The organism is Clostridium prolinivorans (assembly GCF_004011155.1).
Lineage (GTDB): Bacteria > Bacillota > Clostridia > Clostridiales > Clostridiaceae > Clostridium_AT > Clostridium_AT prolinivorans.
Window position 1 is genome coordinate 25,940 of sequence record NZ_RJWG01000009.1, and the last position, 22,421, is coordinate 48,360.

The 22,421-nt window shown below is 27.5% G+C and carries 24 protein-coding genes; 1 reads left to right on the plus strand and 23 read right to left on the minus strand.

Going from position 1 to position 22,421, the window contains the following annotated elements; all coding sequences use genetic code 11:
• Positions 1–275: 275 nt before the first annotated feature.
• The 15 genes from spoIID to EGD97_RS08545 form a co-directional block, all read right to left on the minus strand.
• Positions 276–1,331 carry a stage II sporulation protein D gene (gene spoIID / locus EGD97_RS08475; protein WP_127837043.1) on the minus strand — a complete coding sequence of 352 codons (1,056 nt, stop codon included), beginning with the start codon at positions 1,329–1,331 and terminating at the stop codon, positions 276–278.
• Positions 1,332–1,427: 96 nt separating this feature from the next.
• Entirely contained in the window at positions 1,428–2,687 is a 1,260-nt protein-coding gene (gene murA / locus EGD97_RS08480; RefSeq protein WP_078682134.1) for a UDP-N-acetylglucosamine 1-carboxyvinyltransferase, read from the minus strand.
• A gap of 17 nt (positions 2,688–2,704) precedes the next feature.
• Positions 2,705–3,394 (minus strand): YwmB family TATA-box binding protein, encoded by a 690-nt coding sequence (locus tag EGD97_RS08485; protein ID WP_078682135.1) that lies wholly within the window; start codon positions 3,392–3,394, stop codon positions 2,705–2,707.
• Positions 3,395–3,604: 210 nt separating this feature from the next.
• Complete coding sequence (gene wecB / locus EGD97_RS08490) at positions 3,605–4,753, minus strand: non-hydrolyzing UDP-N-acetylglucosamine 2-epimerase (protein ID WP_078682136.1); 1,149 nt, start codon at positions 4,751–4,753, stop codon at positions 3,605–3,607.
• Between the two features lie 17 nt (positions 4,754–4,770).
• Entirely contained in the window at positions 4,771–5,259 is a 489-nt protein-coding gene (locus tag EGD97_RS08495) for a deoxycytidylate deaminase (RefSeq protein WP_078682137.1), read from the minus strand.
• Positions 5,260–5,397: 138 nt separating this feature from the next.
• Positions 5,398–6,027 (minus strand): uracil phosphoribosyltransferase, encoded by a 630-nt coding sequence (upp, locus tag EGD97_RS08500; protein ID WP_078682138.1) that lies wholly within the window; start codon positions 6,025–6,027, stop codon positions 5,398–5,400.
• A gap of 12 nt (positions 6,028–6,039) precedes the next feature.
• A complete protein-coding gene (rpiB, locus tag EGD97_RS08505; RefSeq protein WP_127837044.1) occupies positions 6,040–6,489 on the minus strand; it encodes a ribose 5-phosphate isomerase B in 450 nt (149 codons plus the stop codon).
• Positions 6,490–6,660: 171 nt separating this feature from the next.
• On the minus strand, positions 6,661–7,116 hold the full coding sequence (locus tag EGD97_RS08510; protein WP_078682140.1) for a low molecular weight protein arginine phosphatase: 456 nt from the start codon (positions 7,114–7,116) through the stop codon (positions 6,661–6,663).
• 17 nt (positions 7,117–7,133) lie between these two features.
• Positions 7,134–8,183: an L-threonylcarbamoyladenylate synthase gene (locus tag EGD97_RS08515; RefSeq protein ID WP_127837045.1), complete on the minus strand. Its 1,050-nt coding sequence runs from the start codon at positions 8,181–8,183 to the stop codon at positions 7,134–7,136.
• Between the two features lie 28 nt (positions 8,184–8,211).
• Entirely contained in the window at positions 8,212–8,886 is a 675-nt protein-coding gene (locus EGD97_RS08520; RefSeq protein ID WP_127837060.1) for a ZIP family metal transporter, read from the minus strand.
• Between the two features lie 143 nt (positions 8,887–9,029).
• Positions 9,030–9,608 carry a hypothetical protein gene (locus tag EGD97_RS08525; RefSeq protein ID WP_078682142.1) on the minus strand — a complete coding sequence of 193 codons (579 nt, stop codon included), beginning with the start codon at positions 9,606–9,608 and terminating at the stop codon, positions 9,030–9,032.
• Between the two features lie 44 nt (positions 9,609–9,652).
• Positions 9,653–10,729 carry a peptide chain release factor 1 gene (gene prfA / locus EGD97_RS08530; protein WP_164850187.1) on the minus strand — a complete coding sequence of 359 codons (1,077 nt, stop codon included), beginning with the start codon at positions 10,727–10,729 and terminating at the stop codon, positions 9,653–9,655.
• Positions 10,730–10,799: 70 nt separating this feature from the next.
• Entirely contained in the window at positions 10,800–11,660 is an 861-nt protein-coding gene (gene prmC / locus EGD97_RS08535) for a peptide chain release factor N(5)-glutamine methyltransferase (RefSeq protein ID WP_323052683.1), read from the minus strand.
• Between the two features lie 12 nt (positions 11,661–11,672).
• Positions 11,673–12,578, minus strand: a complete 906-nt coding sequence (locus EGD97_RS08540) for a DUF1385 domain-containing protein (protein ID WP_078682144.1) — start codon at positions 12,576–12,578, stop codon at positions 11,673–11,675.
• Positions 12,579–12,601: 23 nt separating this feature from the next.
• On the minus strand, positions 12,602–13,207 hold the full coding sequence (locus EGD97_RS08545) for a thymidine kinase (protein WP_078682145.1): 606 nt from the start codon (positions 13,205–13,207) through the stop codon (positions 12,602–12,604).
• 198 nt (positions 13,208–13,405) lie between these two features.
• Here EGD97_RS08545 and rpmE point away from each other — a divergent pair, with 198 nt between their 5' ends.
• Entirely contained in the window at positions 13,406–13,615 is a 210-nt protein-coding gene (rpmE, locus tag EGD97_RS08550) for a 50S ribosomal protein L31 (protein ID WP_078682146.1), read from the plus strand.
• A 58-nt stretch (positions 13,616–13,673) separates the two neighbouring features.
• Here the strand turns inward: rpmE and rho are convergent, their stop codons facing one another.
• The 8 genes from rho to spoIIR all read right to left on the minus strand — a co-directional run bounded on the left by rho (position 13,674) and on the right by spoIIR (position 22,392).
• Positions 13,674–15,188 carry a transcription termination factor Rho gene (rho, locus tag EGD97_RS08555; RefSeq protein ID WP_078682147.1) on the minus strand — a complete coding sequence of 505 codons (1,515 nt, stop codon included), beginning with the start codon at positions 15,186–15,188 and terminating at the stop codon, positions 13,674–13,676.
• Positions 15,189–15,536: 348 nt separating this feature from the next.
• Positions 15,537–15,881: a hypothetical protein gene (locus EGD97_RS08560; RefSeq protein ID WP_127837046.1), complete on the minus strand. Its 345-nt coding sequence runs from the start codon at positions 15,879–15,881 to the stop codon at positions 15,537–15,539.
• A 154-nt stretch (positions 15,882–16,035) separates the two neighbouring features.
• Positions 16,036–17,649 carry a CTP synthase gene (locus tag EGD97_RS08565; RefSeq protein WP_127837047.1) on the minus strand — a complete coding sequence of 538 codons (1,614 nt, stop codon included), beginning with the start codon at positions 17,647–17,649 and terminating at the stop codon, positions 16,036–16,038.
• Positions 17,650–18,058: 409 nt separating this feature from the next.
• Entirely contained in the window at positions 18,059–18,367 is a 309-nt protein-coding gene (locus EGD97_RS08570; RefSeq protein WP_228201997.1) for a ribose-5-phosphate isomerase, read from the minus strand.
• Positions 18,368–18,484: 117 nt separating this feature from the next.
• Entirely contained in the window at positions 18,485–18,898 is a 414-nt protein-coding gene (locus EGD97_RS08575; protein WP_078682150.1) for a DUF1934 domain-containing protein, read from the minus strand.
• A gap of 26 nt (positions 18,899–18,924) precedes the next feature.
• Positions 18,925–19,956, minus strand: a complete 1,032-nt coding sequence (locus EGD97_RS08580) for a D-alanine--D-alanine ligase family protein (RefSeq protein ID WP_078682151.1) — start codon at positions 19,954–19,956, stop codon at positions 18,925–18,927.
• A 192-nt stretch (positions 19,957–20,148) separates the two neighbouring features.
• On the minus strand, positions 20,149–21,522 hold the full coding sequence (ypeB, locus tag EGD97_RS08585; protein ID WP_127837048.1) for a germination protein YpeB: 1,374 nt from the start codon (positions 21,520–21,522) through the stop codon (positions 20,149–20,151).
• Positions 21,523–21,678: 156 nt separating this feature from the next.
• Positions 21,679–22,392: a stage II sporulation protein R gene (gene spoIIR / locus EGD97_RS08590; protein WP_078682153.1), complete on the minus strand. Its 714-nt coding sequence runs from the start codon at positions 22,390–22,392 to the stop codon at positions 21,679–21,681.
• Positions 22,393–22,421: the final 29 nt, after the last annotated feature.

Genomic DNA, 22,421 nt, shown 5'->3' on the forward strand with positions numbered 1-22,421 from the left:
TATTATAAAAAATGATGAGGGATTCTTTGCATTTCTTCTTTTTTTATTTTATATGTTATAAAATATTTTATGATTATCTCACAAAAACTATTTTTCTTAGAATTGATCACTATATTTTTGAAGTAAATCAATAATAAAACATACTACTTCATTGTGTAATGAAAATTTATTTAGAGTTTATTGTGGTTTAATCATATTATGCATAATAATATATTAATTTATTTTTGTCTAAAGATTATGATAAAGGTATTACAAAATATATTATGCATAAATAATTATTTTATTTCATCTATTTTATTTATATTAACTCCTTTATAGTAGTGAGTTAATATTTCTTTATAGTTACTTCCAGTGTCAGCCATAGCATCAGCTCCCCATTGGCTCATACCGACTCCATGTCCATAACCTTTACAAGTAATATTTATTACTTTAGAATTAAATGCTATCTGAAAATTAGAGGATTTTAAATCAAGCATACTCCTAAAATCAGAACCAGTTATTGTAATATCTCCAATTTTAATTTTTTTTACACTTCCCCCACCTTCAGTTCTTTCTAATATAGATATTTGATTTTTTAATTTATTTTTTGAAACTTTAGCATTAGGATATTTTGAGTTGATTATATTTGCTAACTTGCTATATGTATACTCTGTAGAACTTTCATAATTTTTTAGTTTTTTATCTAAACTACTATCTACACTTTTAAGGTATGGACTATCCCCTGAGAATACATCTACAGCATTTTCAGTTCTGCCACTACTTATGGCAAAATAAAAAGGCCTCATAACTAACTTTCCATCATAAGTTAATACTTCCCCTGCAGTATCTGAAACTGCTTTTGTAATTTTACTCCAATACTCAGCTGCCGAAGATTTTTTCCAACCATTAAATCGTTCTTCTTTGCTTAAATATGCTTGACAATGTACTGTATCGCATAAATCTGCCCCTTTACCATTAGAACAACTGCTCCCTCCAAATTCTTCCATATGGGCTAATGCATAAGTTCTTGCTGCTACAGCTTGAGCTTTTAGAGCTTCAATATTAAATTCAGCAGGCATTTCTGCTGAAACCACTCCTCTTACATATTCCTCAAGATCCATCTCAACTATTTTATTTTCTTTAGTTATATACACCTTTACTTTATATTCTTTATTATTATTTTTCAAAATTATATCATCATTTTTTAATTCATAATTTTTTAATTTATCTATACTACTATTATTATTTCCTATTCCTACAACAGATATAGATAATATTATTATAAAAGTTATAACTATTGATATAGAAATAAATAATTTTTTTACATGATTAAAGATAATAACTTTCTGCATAAAAATATCCCCCTCTTTAGTTAATAGCTATAATAAAACCAGCTATAATATAGTTTATTAAGGGGGGATATTAATTATTACCATATAATATTTTATCTAATAAATTACTCTTTCTATATCAGCTCCTAAAGCTTTAAGCTTACCTTCTATATTTACATATCCTCTATCAATATGATATACATCTAAAATTTCGGTATATCCTTCTGCAGCAAGTCCTGCTAATATCAAAGCTGCACCTGCTCTTAAATCTGTAGCTTTAATTTCAGAGCCTGTGAGTTTGTCAACTCCTTCTATAACAGCTGTTCTCCCGTCAATTTTTATATTTGCACCCATTCGTTTTAATTCTTGAGCATGCATAAATCTATTTTCAAAAATAGTCTCTGTTATAATGCTAGTTCCTTTAACTAAAGATAATAAGCTCATCATCTGAGCCTGCATATCTGTCGGAAACCCAGGATAAGGCATAGTTTTTATATCTACAGGTTTTAATTCTTTTCTTCCATCAACAATAATACTATCGCCATCTATTTCTAAAAAAACTCCCATTTCTGTAAGTTTTGCTATAACAGGCTTTAAGTGTTCTTCATTTATACCGCAGACTTTAATTATACTTTTTGTTATTGCAGCTGCTACCATATAAGTTCCAGCTTCTATTCTATCATAAATTGGTTTATAGGTAACACCTTTAAGGCATTTTACCCCTGTTATTTTTATTGTATCACTTCCAGCTCCAATTATTTCGGCTCCCATAGCATTTAAAAATTTTGCTAAATCCTCTATTTCAGGTTCTGCTGCTGCATTTTCTATTATAGTTTCTCCATCTGCTAAAACTGCCGCCATCATTATATTTTCTGTTGCTCCAACTGATGGAAAATCTAAATATATTTTACTTCCTATCAACCTTTTAGCAGAAGCCTCAACATAGCCATGTCCTATATTTACATCTGCTCCTAAAGCTGTAAGTCCTTTTAAATGAAGATCAATTGGTCTAGTACCTATGTTACATCCTCCTGGAAGAGATATTTTAAATTTCCCAAATTTAGCTATCATAGGGCCCATAATTAAAAACGATGCTCTCATTTTTCTTACTAATTCACTTGAAGGCTCTCCAAAGGTTAATTTACTTGTATCAATAAATACTTTATTGTTATATTTATCTATTTTTGTATATGCACCTATAGATTTTAATACATCACTTATTACAAATACATCCTCAAGCATAGGAGCGTTTTCTATTATGCATTTATCTTCACTTAATATACTTGCTGCTATTATTGGTAGTACGGAATTTTTAGCTGAACTTATACTTACACTTCCGCTTAATTTGTTCCCACCTTTTATTACTATTTTCTCCATATATATCCCCCATTTCATTAATAAGTTTCTATTATTATAGGAGTACCAATAATGATATAGTTTCCTGAAGTATAACTGCATAGTGCATAATTAAAATCTATATATTTACCATTATTTTTTATAACAGGATATTTACCAGTATAAGCAGTACTAGTGTAACCATTTTCTATTTTTACAGTGTCTATGTTTTTTACCCCATTATCTTTTAATAATACTTCTATATCTTTATTAGTTTTATAAATATCTTTACTTGGAATTTGAGCTTTTATATATTGAAAATACTTCGCTTTATTATAATTTTCTCCCAAAGCATTATCGACAAGCTTTTCTAAACTATTAATACCATTTGTTGATCCCTTTTTTATAATGTTTAATGTGACAGTATTATAGCTATCACCTTTTGTGCTTTCTATGTAACCGTAAATATTATTATTTCTAAATTCTATGCAATAAATATTACTTTCTTTAGTAATATTAGTTATAACGTCTTTTAAATTTAATGATTTTAAAATTTTATTACAATAATTTTCACTGTCTTCTTTTGTATTAACTACAGTTTTTATACCATATTCTTCTACACTTCCATTTACTTTAGTTAGTATTTCATTGAAAAAATTAATATTTTTTTTAGCAAATGATAAATTCTTATTAATCCCCCCAAAAAGTATTATTAAAATTAAAACTAGTATAAATAATTTATTTCTCATTTTTTCCTCCTGATTTTAACTTTTTATATAGGTATTAAAACTTATACCCCCTATTTTCTTTATAGATTATTGACAACAAAACGATATTTTATTCTTTAATATATTATTAATATATTAAACTTGCAAAAAAATGTGAAAAAAAAGAAGGCATTAGCCTTCTTTGAAATATTTATAAATATTTTTTAACCTTTATTTTTTATTTATGTAAAACTATATAAATTCTGATACTCTATCTTTTTTGTAGCCAAAACTATATAATATAGCATCTACTATTCTTTCAGAAGCTTTTCCATCTCCATACGGATTTATAGCTTTAGTCATATTTTGATATTCTTCTTTATTTCTTATTAAATTATTTGCTTCTTTAGTAATACATTCTATATCTGTACCAACAAGTTTTACAGTACCTGCTTTAACAGCCTCTGGTCTTTCTGTTACTTTCCTTAATACTAAAACAGGTTTGCCTAAATGAGGGGCTTCCTCTTGAAGACCTCCCGAATCTGTCATAATCATATAACATTTGTTCATAAGATTATGTGTCTCTTTTGTGTCAAGTGGAGGCAAAAGGTGTACTCTTTCTAATTCGCCTAAACATTTATAAACCACATCTTTTACAACAGGATTAAGATGTACAAGATAAACAATTTCTACATCTTCGTTGTTTTGTACTATATTTTTTAAAGCTTTGCATATATTTTCAATTCCTTCTCCCCAGTTTTCTCTTCTATGGGCTGTAACCATTATTACTTTTTTATTTTTAAAATCTATACTATTTAAAATTTCATTGTTAAATATATAATCTTTGCACACCGTAAAATTCATTGCGTCTATTATAGTATTACCTGTAACAAAAATATCATTTTCTTTTACACCCTCATTTAAAAGATTTTTCTTGGAAGTTAAGGTAGGTGCAAAATGTAAATCAGCTATAGATCCTGTAAGTTTTCTATTCATTTCTTCAGGAAAAGGAAAATATTTATTAAAAGTTCTAAGTCCTGCTTCAACATGCCCGACTTTAATTTTTTTATAAAAAGCAGCAAGTGCTCCAGCAAAAGTTGTAGTAGTATCTCCATGTACAAGTATTAAATCAGGCTTTTCTTTTTCAAATATTTTCTCTAAGCCTTGAAGAACATTTATAGTAATACCAGTTAAACTTTGTTTAGATTTCATTATATTCAAATCAAAATCAGGGTTTATATTAAATAATTCAAGAACTTGATCTAACATCTGTCTATGTTGTGCAGTAACACATACTAAAGATTCTATTTCATTTCTTTTTTCAAGTTCTTTCACAAGAGGAGCCATTTTAATAGCTTCAGGTCTTGTTCCAAATATTGTTATAACCTTAATTTTTTTCATTTGTATCCTCCTTATCTTTAATAAGAACCGTCTCCTATTAAAGAATCATCATTTTTAATCCATTCTTCTACATATATAATTCTAAATTCATTTTTTGTATCTCTTATTATAACTTTATCTATTCCAGCATTTATAATAAATCTTTTACATAAAGAACATGGAGATGCATTTTTTACAAGCTCACCATTTGATTTTTCTTTACCAACTAAATATAATGATGCCCCTATCATATCTTGTCTTCTAGCTGATATTATGGCATTTTGTTCAGCATGTACAGACCTGCAAAGCTCATACCTAGTACCTCTAGGAATATTAAGCTCTTCCCTTCTGCAATATCCTAAATCACAACAATTTTTTCTTCCTCTGGGCGCCCCTGTATATCCAGTAGATATTATTTCATCATTTTTTACTATTAAACTTGCAAAATTACGTCTTAAACAAGTTCCTCGTTCAAGTATAGTTTCGCATATATCAAGATAGTAATTATGTTTATCAATTCTTTCCATAAATCCTCCACTTAAAATTTACGAAGATTTTTATTTTTATTTTATTGTATATTATATCTATATTATAATCCTAATTTTATGTTTAGTGAATAAGCAAAGAGGATACAAACATTATGTTTATATCCTCTTAATATTATACTACTTAGTTCCAAAAAGTCTATCTCCTGCATCTCCAAGTCCTGGAACTATATATCCATTTTCATTTAATTTTTCATCTATAGAAGCTACATATATATCTACATCAGGATGAATATCCATAACAGTTTTTATTCCTTCTGGAGCTGCAATTAAACACATAAGTCTTATATACTTTGCTCCTTTGTTTTTTAATAATGTTATAGCATCTACTGCAGAACCACCTGTTGCAAGCATAGGATCAGTTACTATAACATCTCTTTCTCCTATATCTTGTGGAAGTTTGCAAAAATACTCAACAGGTTTTAATGTTGTTTCATCTCTATAAAGTCCAATGTGTCCAACCTTAGCAGCAGGGATAAGTTTAAGTATTCCATCAACCATTCCTAATCCTGCTCTTAAAATTGGTACTATTGCAATTTTTTTACCTGCAAGCATTTTACACTTTGCTTTACATATTGGTGTTTCAATTTCTACCTCTTCAAGTTGAAGGTCACGAGTAACTTCATAAGCCATAAGCATCGCAACTTCTTCTACAAGTTCTCTAAAATCTTTAGATCCTGTATTTTTATTTCTTATAAAAGCTAATTTATGAAGTATTAAAGGATGGGCAATTTGTGTAACTTTACTCATTTTTTGTTCCTCCTATTTCATGTACTTTTTCTCAATTTCAGTAATCTTATTTATTCTTCTTAAATGTCTATCTCCTTCAAATTCAGCATTTAAAAAAGTATCAACTATATCTAAAGCTATGCCTGTTCCAACAACTCTAGCTCCCATAGCAAGAATGTTTGCATTATTATGTTCTCTGCAGGCATGAGCACTAAAAGTATCACTGCAAAGTGCTGCTCTTATACCTGGAACTTTATTAGCTGCTATACTTATACCAATTCCTGTCCCGCAAATTAAAATACCTAAATCATAATTTTTACTTGCTACTTCTTTAGCAACAATTTCTGCAAAATCAGGATAATCACAAGATGCCTCACTAAAGGTTCCAAAGTCTTTAAAATCATATCCCTTTTCTTTTAAATGTTTTACTACTTCTTCTTTAAGCGAAAAACCTGCATGATCGCTTCCTACTGCAATTTTCAAAATTATCACTCCTTAATCATAATTTTTACTTGCTGCTTTTCTTTAGCAACAATTTCTGCAAAGTCAGGATAATCACAATATGCCTCACTAAGCTTTTTTATATATTATAAATTAACAATGTATTGTTTGACAATTTTAAATTTTTTATCACAAAAAAGAAGATAAACATGCCTATAAGGCACCTTTATCTTCTTTTAATTTATCTATTAAAAGTAAAATACTATTTTTTAAAGATTCAAAAGTTTTTCTGTAAATAGCTATACTGCCGCCATAAGGATCTAAAACATCGCCCTTAACGCCGACATATTCATTAAGTGAATATATTTTATCTTTCATATTTGGAAAATTATTCTGTAATATATCTTTTATATATGAAGTCATAGTTAAAACCAAATCTGAATCTTTTAATATTTCTTCTGTTAATTGTACTGCTTCTCTATTGCTTATATCTAAATTGTAATTTTCTTTTATTAAAATAGCGGTATTTTGGGAGGTTTTGCTTTTAGGAACAACTGAAAGTCCTGCTGAAGCAGCAGTTACATTATTTAAAGTACAAAGATTATTAAATATAGCCTCAGCCATACAACTTCTACATGTATTTCCGGTACATACAAATAATATTTTCATAAACTCAAACCTCCTCTTTAAACATCTATAATATTAAATCCTGCAGATTTTTTTAACCTGTTCATAATAGCAATGCCTAATTCATTTTCATCAAATGCTTCTGATAATATAATATCTACACCGGCATCATCAAAAGTTCTAAGTGCTTCAAAAAGATTTTTTCCGATATTTTCTATTTCATTTCTGCTTCCAAGAGATATTACTATTCCCTTTGGATAAAGATTTTTACTTTCATCAGTAGCTAAAATCCCAACTTTTTTATTTTCATCTATACTATTTTGCACTATTTCATTTATTTTTGCAATAGTTTTTTTCAAATCTCCTCGTATTATTTTAAGTGGTGCTTTAGGTGCATAATGTCTATATTTCATACCTGGAGCTTTTGGCTTAAAATCTCCTTTAGGTTTTTCCATAACTGCAGGATCTAAATATATAGAAGGTTCTACTTCTTTTAACATATTTAAAGTAATACCGCCAGGTCTTAATACACATGGTGGATTTACAGTACAATCTATTATAGTAGATTCTAATCCTACATCGCATCTTCCACCGCCTAATATAAAATCAACTTTACCATCTAAATCCTCAATACAACGTGAAACTTCAGTGGGACTTGGTCTGCCTGATATATTAGCAGAAGGAGCTGCTACAGGTACTCCTGCTTCACGTATAAGTTCTCTTGCTATTATATTTGATGGCATTCTTATCCCTACACTTTTAAGTCCTGCACTAGTTTCATCAGGTATTATAAACGATTTATTTAATATAATAGTTAAAGGTCCTGGCCAAAACTTATTTATAAGCTTTTGTGCTACTTTGGGGATATCTTCAACTAAATGTTCTATATTAAAATCAGCTACATGAACAATTAAAGGATTGTCTTGAGGCCTTCCTTTAGCAATAAATATTTTTTTAACAGCTTCTTTGTCTAAAGCATTAGCTCCAAGTCCATAAACTGTCTCAGTAGGGAATGCTACAAGTCCTCCATTTCTTAAAACTTTTCCAGCCTCTTTCAAAGCATCTTTATCTAAATTACATTCATCTAATATTACAACTTTTGTTTTCATTTTTATTACCTCTTAGTTTAATAAAATTTTAAATTATTTTTGTCATTATAAGACCAAGCATTATTCCTGTTAATATACCAATGCTGCTGGTTATTCCGTCCCAAAGTTTATTTGATTCTGGCAGCATCTCCCCGCAAACAACATACATCATTATTCCAGATGCAAAAGATAAACAAGCCCCTAAAATATTTTGAGAAATACTTCCTACATATGCCCCTATCCAAGTTCCTATAGCTGTAGGGAAGGCAGTTAAAAAAGCATATAAAAGTATTTTAGGAATTCTTACATTTGAAGCCATAAGTGGTGCAGATACTGCTATACCTTCTGGTATATCATGTATTGCTATAATTAAGCTCATTTTTAATCCAAGACTTTGTCCTCTAGCAAAACCGCAGCCCATTATAACTCCTTCAGGGAGGTTATGTAACATAAGTCCTAAAGCAGCCATAAAAGCTACTTTTAAATGCGTATTATGTTTAAATTTACTTTCATTTATGTTAATTTTAGTGTCCATTATTACTATGCATATTATTCCCAAAAAACAAAAGAACAAAGTCCCTATAAAACTCCAACTAGACATGGCTTCAGGAATTAAATCAAAAACTACAATAGAAAGCATGAGACCTCCTGCAAAACCTATTATAGCTCCTAAAAATTTTTTTGATGGCCTTTTTACTATTATTCCCAAAGAAGCACCTATCATAGTACCAATAAGAGAAACAATACTGCCTAACAAAATTATTAAAATTATATTGCCCTTATCCAATTTTTACCCCTTTTTAATAAATTACTCTTACTTATATTTTATTTATTAAAATGTAGGTGAAGAACTAAAAATTTTATTTTCTAGGAAACTCTATATTCTTTTATTCTTTCAATTGCTTCCTCACTATAATAAGCTGTAATACAATTTTTATATATTAAATCCAAAAGTCTATATTTGTGATATCCTCCCTTATTAATTATAATATAAAAATAATTATTTTCGGGATGATGTTTCTTTATTATATAATACTTATGAGCCAAATAAGGATACTTTTTAAGTAAATTTTCATCTATAGGTTTTATATTTTTATTTCTAAATTTAGAAGTAGTTATTATTATAATTTCCATATTGGAATTTTTTCCTTCTGCAAAAACCATGGCTACTTTATCACATAATATATTGATACTTTCTCCAAATTTTTTTAATTTAATTTTTAATTTATAATTTTCAACACTATATTTTAAATAATTATTATTTATATTTATTACTATAGCTATTAGTATTAATAATTCTATTACAAATAAATAAATAAATAAAAATATATTAAATCTACCTGATAAAAATAATATTAGAGGAAGTACAAAAAAAATAAAGCATAAAGTAAGCAGAAACCTTTTATTAGATTTTTCTTGCTTTCTTATAGCTTTATTTATATTCATTAACTTCACCTCAGAATATTAAAATAATTTATAAATACAAACTTTTAATTATTCCCCATAGCTTCCATTTTTTTAGCTTGATCCTCAGTAATAAGAGCTTCTATCATTTCTTCAATATCTCCATCCATAAAAGCTTCAAGTTTATAAAGTGTAAGTCCTATTCTATGGTCAGTAACTCTACCTTGAGGATAGTTATAAGTTCTTATTCTTTCACTTCTATCTCCTGTACCTACTTGATTTTTTCTATCTTCTGCTATTCCTGCATTTCTTTGAGCTTCTGCAATTTCATAAAGTCTGGATGCTAAAACTTTCATTGCCTTTTCCTTATTTTTAAGCTGTGATTTTTCATCTTGGCAAGATACAACTATACCTGTTGGAATATGTGTTATTCTTACAGCAGAATCCGTAGTATTAACACTTTGTCCGCCATGACCTGATGATCTGAAAACATCTATTCTTAAATCATTTGGATTTATGTTTACATCTACTTCGTCAACTTCAGGAAGTACAGCTACTGTTGCAGTTGAAGTATGAATTCTACCGCTGGATTCTGTATCTGGAACTCTTTGTACTCTATGAACTCCACTTTCATACTTTAATCTACTATAAGCAGATTGTCCTTTAACCATAAATACAACTTCTTTGATTCCGCCAAGATCTGTTTCATTTATACTCATAAGCTCAACTTTCCATCTATGACGTTCTGCATACCTTGTATACATTCTAAATAAATTTGCTGCAAATAAAGCTGCTTCTTCTCCTCCAGCTCCAGCTCTTATTTCTATAAATACATTCTTTTCATCATTAGGATCTTTGGGAAGAAGAAGTATTTTTAACTCTTTTTCTAAATTTTCTTTTAAACTTGTTAATTCTTTTATTTCTTCCTGTGCCATTTCTTTAAGCTCTTTTTCAATATCTTCATTAAGCATTTCTTTATTTGCTTCTATATCTTCCACCACTTTTTTATATTCTCTATATTTATTTACAACCACTTCAATATCCGAATGTTCTTTGCAAAGTTTTTGCCACTCTTTTTGATCTGCCATAATTGAGGGATCACTTATTTTTCTTGAAAGCTCTTCATATTTATTTTCTATAAAATTAAGACGTTCTAACATCATATTATCACTCCATACATTATTTTCACAATTTATTATTATAACACAGTAAATAAAATTTGCGAAGAATTTTTTAAATCTTAACTCCAATAACTACTCTATCTAATCCCGATAAATCTTTAACAACTCTAATGTCCGTATAATTATATTGTTTTAGTATATCTGAAACTGCCTCTGCTTGATCATAACCTATTTCATAAGCTAAAACTCCTCCACTTTTTAAAAGCAAAATACTTTCTTTGGTAATTTTTTTATAAAAATCTAATCCATCTTCTCCACCACAAAGTGCAATATAAGGTTCATATTTTTTTACATCTTCCATAAGAGTCGGTATTATATCTTTTTTTATGTAAGGTGGATTAGATACAACCACATCAAAATATAAATTTTCATCTATTGCAAATTTCAATAAATCGCTTTTTACAACACTTGCTCTAGATTTAAGAGAAAGATTATCTATATTCTTTTGTGTAACTTCTAAAGCTGTATCATCTATATCAGAACATACAACAATTGTGTTTTCTAAAAGTTTAGCTATTGAAAGTCCTATAGCACCACTACCACAGCATACATCACATACTTTTTTTAATTTTCTTTTATTTATTTCTTTTAAAACTTCTTCTACTAATACTTCAGTATCAGGTCTTGGAATTAAAACACCTTCTTTTATATAAAAATCTATTCCCATAAATTCTACAGTTTCTGTTATGTATTTTATAGGCATTCTAAGTTTTCTTTTTTTTATTAGTTCAAAATATTCATAAGCTTTATCCTCACTTACTTCTAAATTCCCATTAATAATTATAGACATTCTATCTAAGTTTAAAACCTTACCTAAAATTAATTGACAGTCTAAAATATAACTTTCTATTTTTTCTTCTTTTAAAATTTTATATCCTTTATTTAAAAGTTCTTTTATTTTCAATATTTTCATTCCTTTATTTTTTTATTCTATACCCTCTGCAGCTTTAAGTGCTTCAATAGCTACTTCTATTTGACTTAAATCTGGTTCTTTAGTTGTAAGCTTTTGAAGCATAAGTCCTGGATATGATAAAATTTTAGATAATTTACTTTCACTCTTACCCATCCACTTTATAATTTCATAAGTTACACCTGAAACCACTGGAAGTAATATAATCCTATATAAAATTCTCTTCCATAAAGAACTCCAACCTGTTAAAGAGAAAATAATAATGCTTACTATCATAACTAAAAATAAAAAATTTGTTCCGCATCTTGGATGAAGTCTACCAAATTTTTTAGCATTTTCAGGGGTAAGTTCTTTGCCGTTTTCATAGCAAAATATAGTTTTATGCTCAGCACCATGATATTCAAATACTCTTTTTATATCTTCTATTTTGGAAATAAGATATATATATATCAAAAATATAGCAACTCTTATTATACCCTCTATTATATTTAGCAATACAGCATTTATATTCAAAGTCTTTTTAAAAAAATTTGCTGCAAAAGTCGGAAGTAAAAAAAATAATAAAATAGTAAAACCTAATGACATTATAAGAGATACAATTGCAATTATATCATTACCCTTATCTTTAAATTTTTCTTTAAACCATTTATCAAATTTAGATTCATTCTCATCATCCTCAAAAAATGAAGATGAATAATTTAGTGTTTTTATACCAACTATGAGAGAGTCTATAAAAGATACAAAACCTCTAATTATAGGAAGTCCTAAAATTTTATATTTTTTAGTATACGGAATGGTTTCTTCTTTATCTACAATAATTTCACCATTAGAAGTTCTTACTGCTGTAGCAATTCCCTTTCTTCCCCTCATCATTACGCCTTCAATGACTGCCTGTCCACCAACTGTTACATTTTTATCCATAATTTAAATACCCCTTTATATTTCTATGCTTTTTTATTTTTTTCATATTCTTCCTTGTATTTGAAATAACATTTAGGGCAAAGTGCTTGATATTCAATATTATTTTCTTTATCTATAGCAATTTGTTCTCCTTCAAATACAAATTTTCCATTAATAATTCTACCATTTAAAAGAGCTTTTTTCCCACATTGGCATATATTTTTTAATTCTTCAATACTATGAGCTAAAAGGAGAAGTCTTGAACTTCCTTCAAAGCCTCTCATCTGAAAATCCGTTCTAAGTCCATAACATATAACTGGAATATCCATTAAAACAGCTATTTCAAAAAGTTCATCTATATGCTTTTCCTTTAGAAATTGAACTTCATCTACAAGAATACAATCTAAATTTCCATTTTTATTTATCCAATTTCTAACTTCATTGCATATATTATGTTCTTTGTTTATAAGAATATCTGCCTCTCTAGTTACTCCAAGTCTTGATACAATTTTATTTCCACCTTTAGTATCTGTTTTAGGCTTTATTATAATTACTTTCATTCCTCTCTCTTCATAGTTATGTGCAACTTGTAAAAGATTTGTTGATTTACCACAATTCATTGCACCATATCTAAAATACAGCTTACTCATCTTTCTTTCTCCTTTGTAAATAAAGTGCATAAGTATATTTTATCAGACACTAATAATTTATTAAAGATAATATTTTAACTTTATAAGTTATTTTTCTATTTAAGCTTTCACCTTATCTTGACGCATAATATCTACCATGTTATAATTTACTGGTTAAGAATATGAGTTCATGTTCTAAAATCGAAAGAGGTGAAAAAAATGAGAGAAGGCATACATCCAGAATATAACCACGATGCTGTGGTTAAGTGTGCATGTGGAAATACTTTTACAACTGGTTCTGTAAAAAAAGAACTAAAAGTGGAAATATGCTCTAAATGCCACCCATTCTTCACTGGCCGTCAAAAGATAGTTGATGTTGGCGGAAGAGTTGAAAAATTCAGAAAGAAATTCAACATCACAGAAGAATAAAAAAAATGGGAAAGATAAAACTTTCCCATTTTTTATTTCTATATTTATTTTTATATATTTATCTTCCTATGTCTTTATTTAATATATCAAGTTTTGTAAATGTCTCAAGAAATTCTTCATTTCCTTTTGTTTTTGACATAAGAGCTATAAGCTTTTCTGTTACTGAGTCTATATTATTATCTCTATACATAACTTTTCTAATATTAAAAGCCACTTCCTGCTCTTTTGGAGTTAAAAGTAAATCTTCTCTTCTAGTACCTGATTTATAAATATCAATCGCAGGAAATATTCTTCTTTCTTGAAGTTTTCTATCTAAATGTACTTCCATATTACCTGTACCTTTAAATTCCTCAAAAATCATATCATCCATTCTACTTCCTGTTTCAATAAGCGCAGTAGCAAGAATAGTAAGGCTTCCACCTTCTTCTATATTTCTTGCAGCTCCAAAAAATTTCTTAGGATTAATAAGTGCTCCTGGATCTAATCCCCCTGATAAAGTTCTACCAGTTGGAGTTATTGTAAGATTATACGCTCTAGATAGCCTAGTTAAACTATCTAAAAGTATAACTACATCTTGCCCTTGTTCCACCATTCTTTTAGCTCTTTCAAGCACCATTTCAGCTACTTTTGCATGATGCTCTGGTTCTTCATCAAAAGTAGAAAATATAACTTCTCCTTTTATAGAACGCTGCATATCAGTAACTTCTTCTGGTCTTTCATCTATTAATAATACTATAAGTTTTACTTCTGGGTGATTTATCGAGATACTATTAGCAACTTTTTTTAGAAGTGTAGTTTTACCAGCCTTAGGTGGTGCTACTATAATTCCTCTTTGACCTTTTCCTATTGGGGAAATTATATCCATAAGTCTTGAAGATAAATCTAAAGGACTTGTTTCTAATTTTAATCTTTCATTTGGATATATAGGTGTTAAAGTTTCAAAACGCTTTCTATTAACTGCTCTTTCAGGGTTTTCACCATTTACACTTTCAACATATAAAAGTGCTTTAAACTTTTCACCTTCTTTAGGTATTCTAACTTTACCCTCTACCATATCTCCAGTTCTTAAATTAAATCTTCTTATTTGAGATGGGGAAACGTAAATATCATTCGGACCTGATAAATAGTTTTCTCCTCTTAGAAATCCAAAATTATTTTCTATAACTTCTAATACTCCTCTTGCAGTGTCCGATTCATTAATCATTTCTTTTAATTTTTCTCTTTTTTCTTCATAAGAAGGTTTTATTTCAGAAGGTTTTACTTCAGAAGGTTTTACTTCTTCTAAATGTTTATTATAAGATTTAACATCATCTAAATTAACTGTGTTTTCCTCTTTTTCTTGATTATCATTTATTTCATTAGTTTCAATTGTTTCATTATTAAAATTTTCTTTTTTGGGAGATATTTTTTCTCTTAATACAATACCATCTTTTTCAATTGATACAGGAGAAACTTTTTTGATTTGTTCTATTAATTCAGCTTTTTTAAATTTAGATATGTTTTTTATTCCTAACTCTTTAGCAATTTCTCTAATTTCAATCAGAGTCATGCTATCAAAATCTTTGCCAAGCAAACAATGCACCTCCAAATATTTTTTATATACCTTAAACTTTAACCCTATATTAATAAATCATTATAAATATCCAAAATTAATGCCGGCCTCTTAGTAAAATAATAATATTCCATATTTAAATAATATATATTACCTGTCATGTCTATAACATTGCATCCTCTTTTTCCATCAAATGCTTATATTTAAATCTACTATGATTATTATTTTACTAAGCTATATTTATTCTCATACTTGGATATGTATAAAACCAATACTCTAAATTATATACTATTTTATTATTTAAATCTATATAATTTGCAAAATTATACATTCTTATTTTAAACAAAAAAAGCTGCAATTATGCAGCCCTTATATCATGGCATATATGGATTTATTTATTTGATTGTATTTTTTTATTCTCCAATTAACTTTTCTACAATCACCAATAAAAAATAATGGCATACCTAAAATTTCACAGCCCCCAATGACCATATCACGTTTTAAAATTTCATTTATATTATATTTATAATAATGATATTCTCCGCACAATGGACATTTTAATCTAAAGCTTACTTCTTTATTTTTATTGAGCCTTACATCTAAATTTAAAAAACTGTTTTTTAATTTATTTAATTCAAATAAAGATATTTCTTTTATTTCATACTGGCCGTAGTGATTTTTTAAGGCAATGCTAATGTCTGTAGTAAGCAGCACCTTTTTCACCCCCTGAATTAAAAAATATACTTCCTTTCTTGTATAATTTAATAATTCTATAACTTTTTATAAAATCCTGCAAAAAATATGACATTTTTTGCAGGATTTTAATAAATTAATTCGACAAAATAAAAATATACCCATATATTTATTTTTAATTTTTATTTTTAATATCTAATGAAGCTTTTATAAAATCTCTAAAAAGTGCATGAGGTCTATTAGGTCTTGATTTAAATTCTGGATGAAACTGTACCCCTACAAACCAAGGATGATTTTCTATTTCTATAATTTCAACAAGTCTTTCATCAGGACTCGTTCCTGAAAGTATAAGTCCCGCCTCAGTTAATTCTTTTCTAAATTCATTGTTAAATTCATATCTATGTCTATGTCTTTCATAAATAAGCTCTTCTTTGTAAGCTTTAAAAGCCTTACTTTCTTTTAAAATCTTGCATGCATAAAGCCCAAGCCTCATAGTTCCACCTTTTTCATCTATATCCTTTTGTTCTGGCATTAAATCAATTACAGGATATTTAGTTTCTGGATTTATTTCTGAAGTGTTTGCATTTTCATATCCAAGTACGTTTCTAGCAAACTCAATTACAGCGCATTGCATACCAAGACATATTCCTAAAAAAGGAATGTTATTTTCACGAGCATATTTTATAGCTTTTATTTTTCCTTCTACTCCTCTATCTCCAAAACCTCCTGGGACTAAAATACCATCCACATCAGCTAAAAGTTCTTCTGGATTTTTATTTTCCATATCTATAGAATCAATCCATTTAATATTTACATTAGCATCATTAGCTAATCCACCATGATTTAATGCTTCTACAACCGAAATATATGCATCATGCAATTCAACATATTTACCAACTAATGCTATATTTACATTTTTAGATAAATTTTTAAGTTTATCAACCATGTCTATCCAAGGTTTATTATTAATTTCACTACAATTTAAATTAAGTTTTTTGCAAACTAAAGAATCTAATCCTTCTTTATGAAGCATAAGTGGTACTTCATAGAGATTTTCTGCATCTAAATTTTGAATAACTGAACTTCCTTCTATATTGCAAAATAAACCTATTTTGTTTTTTAATTCTTCAGATAAAGGTTTTTCTGATCTGCACACTATAATATCAGGTTGAATTCCTATACTTCTCAATTCTTTTACAGAATGTTGAGTTGGCTTTGTCTTTAATTCACCAGCTTTCCCTAAGTAAGGTACTAAAGTTACATGAATAAAGCACACATTTTCAATACCAACTTCATATTTTATTTGTCTTATAGCCTCTAAAAATGGAAGTGATTCAATATCACCAACAGTTCCTCCTATTTCAGTAATAACTACATCTACATCTTTTTCTTTAGCAACTCTATATACCCTTTGTTTTATTTCGTTAGTTATATGAGGAATAACCTGAACAGTACCTCCAAGATAATCTCCTTTTCTTTCTTTTGATATTACCGACCAATAAATTTTACCTGTGGTAACATTACTATTTTTACTTAAATTTTCATCTATAAATCTTTCGTAATGTCCTAAATCTAAATCTGTTTCCGCTCCATCATCTGTTACAAAAACTTCTCCATGCTGATAAGGGCTCATAGTTCCTGGATCTACATTTAAGTATGGATCAAATTTTTGAATAGAAACTTTAAATCCTCTATTTTTTAAAAGTCTTCCTAAAGAAGCTGCTGTTATTCCTTTTCCTAAAGAAGATACAACTCCACCTGTTACAAAAATATACTTTGTATTATTCATAAAAAACCTGCTCAACATATAAATAGAGCAGAATTTCACCCCCTACAATAAATAATTTTTTAAAACAATGTCAATTATTTTAAAAAATGTCCCAAATTTTATACTATTGGCACCAGTTTCAATAGTGCTTTTTTAATTATTTTTGTGCAGTTATCAACAGAAATTGTGGTATATTGGGACATTATCATAAATTAATCATACATAAATTAATCATACATAATAAATATAATAAATAATTGACAAATATAAAATAGCATGGTATAATGGAAATTACCTTAAGTATACTGTTTTTTTGATTTTAAAAATACTATAATATAATAGCATAATCTTATTTATTATGCTATACATTTTTGTTACTTTTTTTATATTTTTTTATCTGTTACATTTAATTTTATAATAAATCTATCTTTTATAATATACTTTTGTTGATGATGTTATCTATTTCAAAATACATATCTCTAAACTCTTTATTTATAAAAAACTTTTCTTCAGCCTTTTTATAATTGTAATTAATTGATTTTTGACTTTCTATAAGAAAATCCTTATTAAGCATTTCTATATCTGCACATTTATATTTTTTTAGAAGTAAAAATAATAAATACTTGCATTCTCTGTCTTTTAATATTTTAGGAATATCATTTTTGCTTATACCTTTAATTTCGCATATGGTTTCTATTATTTTTATATATTTGTCCTCTTTTTTAGTAATTGTATCCAATATTAACACCTCCACTACCTATTTAAATTATTGTCAAAAATTCCTAAAATAAACCTGAAACAAAAAAATAGCTATTGCAAAATAAAAATTACTTCGCAATAGCTTTATAAATTCTTTTTATGCTTTAATATTTATTTTAAGCTCAGTTTTTTGAGGACTTTGTCCTGCTATAATCATATCATAATTTATTATAACTTCTCCTCCATTATCATTCATATTAACTATTAAATCTTTAGTATTTATTGATATTTCAATAACACCATAAGGAGTACTATAAATTGTTTTATCTTTATTTCCTTTTATAAATCTCATGTCTCCTGTTGTTGTCCCAGTTCTTGTAAGTAAAAAGTCATTTTCTGAAATTCTAATTTTAGTTTTTGTTCCTTCCATTCCTGATAATTCTGTTTCATCATAAACAGCATAGTAATAATTATCTTCTATATAAAATTCTCCTGGCGTAACAACTTCTATAGCGTCATCTTCTAAATCTTTTTGCTTGCTTACTATTGTAATAATAGCCCTTTTACTCATTTGTGTTCCTCCAATTAAGTAGTTAATTAGTTATTATTTCTCTCTATAGCAAGTTCTATAAGATCATCTATTAATTCTTCATAAGGCTTGCCAGATGCCTGCCACATTTTAGGATACATACTTATTTTAGTAAATCCAGGTATAGTATTTACTTCATTTAAATAAGCTTCTTCGGTATCTTTATCTACAAGAAAATCTACTCTTGCCATACCAGCACAATCTAATATTTTATAAACTTTTATTGCTGTTTCTTTTATATACTCTAATTTATCTTCACTTAAAGCAGCTGGTATTAAAAGTTTTGAAGCTTCATTTTGATACTTAGCTTCGTAATCATAAAATTCTTTAGCTGGAATTATTTCTCCTGGAACTGCAGCTTTAGGATAATCATTCCCAAGCACTGCAACTTCTATTTCTCTAGCATTTAATCCTCTTTCAACTAATATCTTTCTATCATATTTTAAAGCCTCTTTAATACCTTTTTCAAGTTCTTCTTTATTATGAGCTTTTGTTATTCCAACAGAAGATCCACTATTAGATGGTTTTATAAAAATTGGATAAGTTAAAATATTTTCTATATTAGAAATAACTTTGTCTTTATCTTCTTTGTACTCATAGGCATTTACTACTACATACTCTGCTTGTTTTATTCCAAATCTTTCAAGAAGGTATTTAGTATATATTTTATCCATACAAACTGCAGAAGACATAACTCCTGGGCCTACACAAGGAAGATTTAATAACTTGCAAAGCCCTTGTATAGTTCCATCTTCCCCATAAAGTCCATGAAGCACAGGAAATACTACATCTACTTCTTTATTAAATAAAAACTTATGTCCATCAGGAGTTTTATAATATTCATCTTGCTCCCATTGTCCATTTTCAATTTTATCTATACTTCCTGTATATTCAAACCATTTACCTTCTTTAGTAATTCCAATAGGATAAACATCATACTTGCTTTGATTTATATTTCTTAAAACTGATGCTGCTGATACTCTAGAAACTTCGTGTTCTGTTGATTGACCTCCAAAAAGTACTGCTACCTTTTTCTTCATAAACCATTCTCTCCTTATATAATACAAAAATTACTATATAATATTATATCACTAAATTATCTTATTTCCACTTATAAAAATAAAATAGAAAAAGATTAAGAATATAATGACAGAAGTTATAATCTTAATCTTTTTCTATTTTTTATAATTAATTTCCCATGTATTAAAACCTTTAAAAGATAAATTCATATTTTACATAGTTAACTCTCCATTAGGAGTATTAATTATTTGAATTATTTTTTGTTCAAATCCTGTTGCTGCATTTATATAAACTATAAATTTATCATCTTTGTAATTTCCAACAAATTCATAACACAATACTTCTTTATTAGATTCTGTTGGTATCAAAGCAAGCCTTTCAGTAGTTATATTAAGTCTTTTACTAACTTTTGATTTTGCTTGAGTCTGTGTTATTTTTGGACTATCTATTTTTCTATTTTCATCATGAGCAACTAAATATTTCTCAGATTCTATTCCTAATATACTTCCATCATCCATAGCTATTTTAAGTTTTATTTGATCTGGATATATAACTGTTTTATCCTCTTTATATACATAATTTATTATTGCTGTATTATCATATCTTAGACTATATGTAGAAAACATATTTTTATAACCTAATTTTTCAAGATATTTATTACCTAAATCTATTGCTTTTTTCATATCAATAGTTGGATTATTTATTATTCTATTATCAAGCATATATACTACTTTACCACCGTTTTTACTAATTTCAATATTTACTACATTTTCATTTTTCTCTCTTCCTTTTAATGTAACATTAAATCTATAAGAAGGAATTCTTGTTTTTCCATCACTAGATAAAGTTTCAATTTTTTCAATTTTATCTTTCCCAATAACTTTATATACTACATCTTTTGCAGCCTTTTCCGAAACTTCTTTTTCAGATAATACTTTAGGTTTTATTTCAAGAACATTATCTGAAAAAGGTCCATCATATATTAGAGCAGGATATTGTGCAACTTGTTTTTGTATATTTTCAAATTTATTAGTAAGAGTTTCCTCTTCTCTATCTTTTGCGAAAACTCCACTTGTTTTCTGCCTTATCTCTCCCCATTTCACACTTCCTTCATTTATTGCCATTAATGAATTGTTTAGATCATTTTCAAGAGTAAATGCATCATTTTTTAATCTATCTATTGTATTATATTCCTCTTGTGTTAAATCTCTTCCCTCAGAAGAAGCTTTTACAAGACTATAGCAAAAATCTCCTACCTGCGATATAAATTTACTGGTATTATTTATATATTGCTGTTCAATAGGCAGAGAATGTAGCTTATCATTAGCCATTGCACTATATCTAAATATCTCTTGGAATGTAACAATCTTTTGTTCCCTTGAACCTGTTACTGCTGCTTTGCCTAAATTTACTCTTATATTCTCTACAGAAGTTATTAAGTCGTACATATTTTTACTATATTCCCCTTGAAGATAATTTCTATAATCATTTCTTTCAAGAGTCATCAAAACTGCAAATGTAGTTGAAAATACAACTATTAAAGTTACAGCTAAAGTATATATAATTCTTTTTTTTGTCATTTTCATTATACTAAGCCTCCTATGAATATTTTCCCATAAATTCCTTTCTTGTAATTTCTCTAAATAGTATTTGTAGTTATATTTGTTATTATTCAGTAAAAATTAAAACCCAGCTTATATAGACAATATTAATTACTTATTATCTATAAAACCGGGCAGATTTTATTTTTTAAAAATATCATTAAATACTTCAACTATTTTAAATTTTATTATAATTTTATCTCCATTTTCAGCTCCTTTTTCTTTATTTAATTCACCTTCTTTATCTTTATTTAATAAGTCTTTATTTTTATCAGTTTTTTGATTATCTATTGCATTATATTCTTCCTCTGAGAGCACTTTTTTCATAGTGCTCTCTGTTTCTTTATAAGCTACTTCACCTTTATTTATATCTATAAAACATAAAGGAGGAAACATAACACACCACCAATTTTGGCCTTTTCCGTTTCCTATAATTATTCTATAAGCTTCATACTCACCTTGTGGCAATGTTATATTACCATAAGTTTTTATAGGAAAATTTTCTTTTGATAATGTAGTATTTACACTATAATTATATCCATTTGATTTTATAACAGATTCTGCTATTTGCTTTATTTTTTCATCATTTGCTTTTAGTATATTTCTTGATTGTTCAATGCTTTTTGAATTTTTTAATTTAGGATTTATATATTTTAAAACTTCATCTCTAACTTTAAGTTTTAAAGCTTGATCAAAAGAAGTATCACTATTTGCTATTACATGAAATCTTATAATTTTATTTTCTATTGAATATTGAATTAAATTTTCATTATCAGCACTTTTAACACTAGAATTCCCTATAGATATAGTAAATATAATAATTAAACAAACTAAAACATAAATTATTTTTTTCATTGTATATCCCCCTGCATTGTTTTATTTGT

What these genes read in the sequence shown, in the direction of transcription:
- EGD97_RS08485 (WP_078682135.1), bottom strand. Translation starts at nt 3,394, where the DNA reads ATGAGAAATAAATTATTTATACTAGTTTTAATTTTAATAATACTTTTT.
- prmC (WP_323052683.1), bottom strand. Translation starts at nt 11,660, where the DNA reads ATGAAAATATTGAAAATAAAAGAACTTTTAAATAAAGGATATAAAATT.
- EGD97_RS08525 (WP_078682142.1), bottom strand. Translation starts at nt 9,608, where the DNA reads ATGAATATAAATAAAGCTATAAGAAAGCAAGAAAAATCTAATAAAAGG.
- EGD97_RS08495 (WP_078682137.1), bottom strand. Translation starts at nt 5,259, where the DNA reads ATGGAAAGAATTGATAAACATAATTACTATCTTGATATATGCGAAACT.
- EGD97_RS08565 (WP_127837047.1), bottom strand. Translation starts at nt 17,649, where the DNA reads ATGAATAATACAAAGTATATTTTTGTAACAGGTGGAGTTGTATCTTCT.
- EGD97_RS08545 (WP_078682145.1), bottom strand. Translation starts at nt 13,207, where the DNA reads ATGAGTAAGCTGTATTTTAGATATGGTGCAATGAATTGTGGTAAATCA.
- prfA (WP_164850187.1), bottom strand. Translation starts at nt 10,729, where the DNA reads ATGATGTTAGAACGTCTTAATTTTATAGAAAATAAATATGAAGAGCTT.
- upp (WP_078682138.1), bottom strand. Translation starts at nt 6,027, where the DNA reads ATGAGTAAAGTTACACAAATTGCCCATCCTTTAATACTTCATAAATTA.
- rpmE (WP_078682146.1), top strand. Translation starts at nt 13,406, where the DNA reads ATGAGAGAAGGCATACATCCAGAATATAACCACGATGCTGTGGTTAAG.
- spoIID (WP_127837043.1), bottom strand. Translation starts at nt 1,331, where the DNA reads ATGCAGAAAGTTATTATCTTTAATCATGTAAAAAAATTATTTATTTCT.
- EGD97_RS08575 (WP_078682150.1), bottom strand. Translation starts at nt 18,898, where the DNA reads ATGAGTAAAAGGGCTATTATTACAATAGTAAGCAAGCAAAAAGATTTA.
- wecB (WP_078682136.1), bottom strand. Translation starts at nt 4,753, where the DNA reads ATGAAAAAAATTAAGGTTATAACAATATTTGGAACAAGACCTGAAGCT.
- EGD97_RS08510 (WP_078682140.1), bottom strand. Translation starts at nt 7,116, where the DNA reads ATGAAAATATTATTTGTATGTACCGGAAATACATGTAGAAGTTGTATG.
- EGD97_RS08515 (WP_127837045.1), bottom strand. Translation starts at nt 8,183, where the DNA reads ATGAAAACAAAAGTTGTAATATTAGATGAATGTAATTTAGATAAAGAT.
- EGD97_RS08580 (WP_078682151.1), bottom strand. Translation starts at nt 19,956, where the DNA reads ATGAAGAAAAAGGTAGCAGTACTTTTTGGAGGTCAATCAACAGAACAC.
- spoIIR (WP_078682153.1), bottom strand. Translation starts at nt 22,392, where the DNA reads ATGAAAAAAATAATTTATGTTTTAGTTTGTTTAATTATTATATTTACT.
- murA (WP_078682134.1), bottom strand. Translation starts at nt 2,687, where the DNA reads ATGGAGAAAATAGTAATAAAAGGTGGGAACAAATTAAGCGGAAGTGTA.
- ypeB (WP_127837048.1), bottom strand. Translation starts at nt 21,522, where the DNA reads ATGAAAATGACAAAAAAAAGAATTATATATACTTTAGCTGTAACTTTA.
- EGD97_RS08540 (WP_078682144.1), bottom strand. Translation starts at nt 12,578, where the DNA reads ATGGATAAAAATGTAACAGTTGGTGGACAGGCAGTCATTGAAGGCGTA.
- EGD97_RS08520 (WP_127837060.1), bottom strand. Translation starts at nt 8,886, where the DNA reads ATGATAGGTGCTTCTTTGGGAATAATAGTAAAAAGGCCATCAAAAAAA.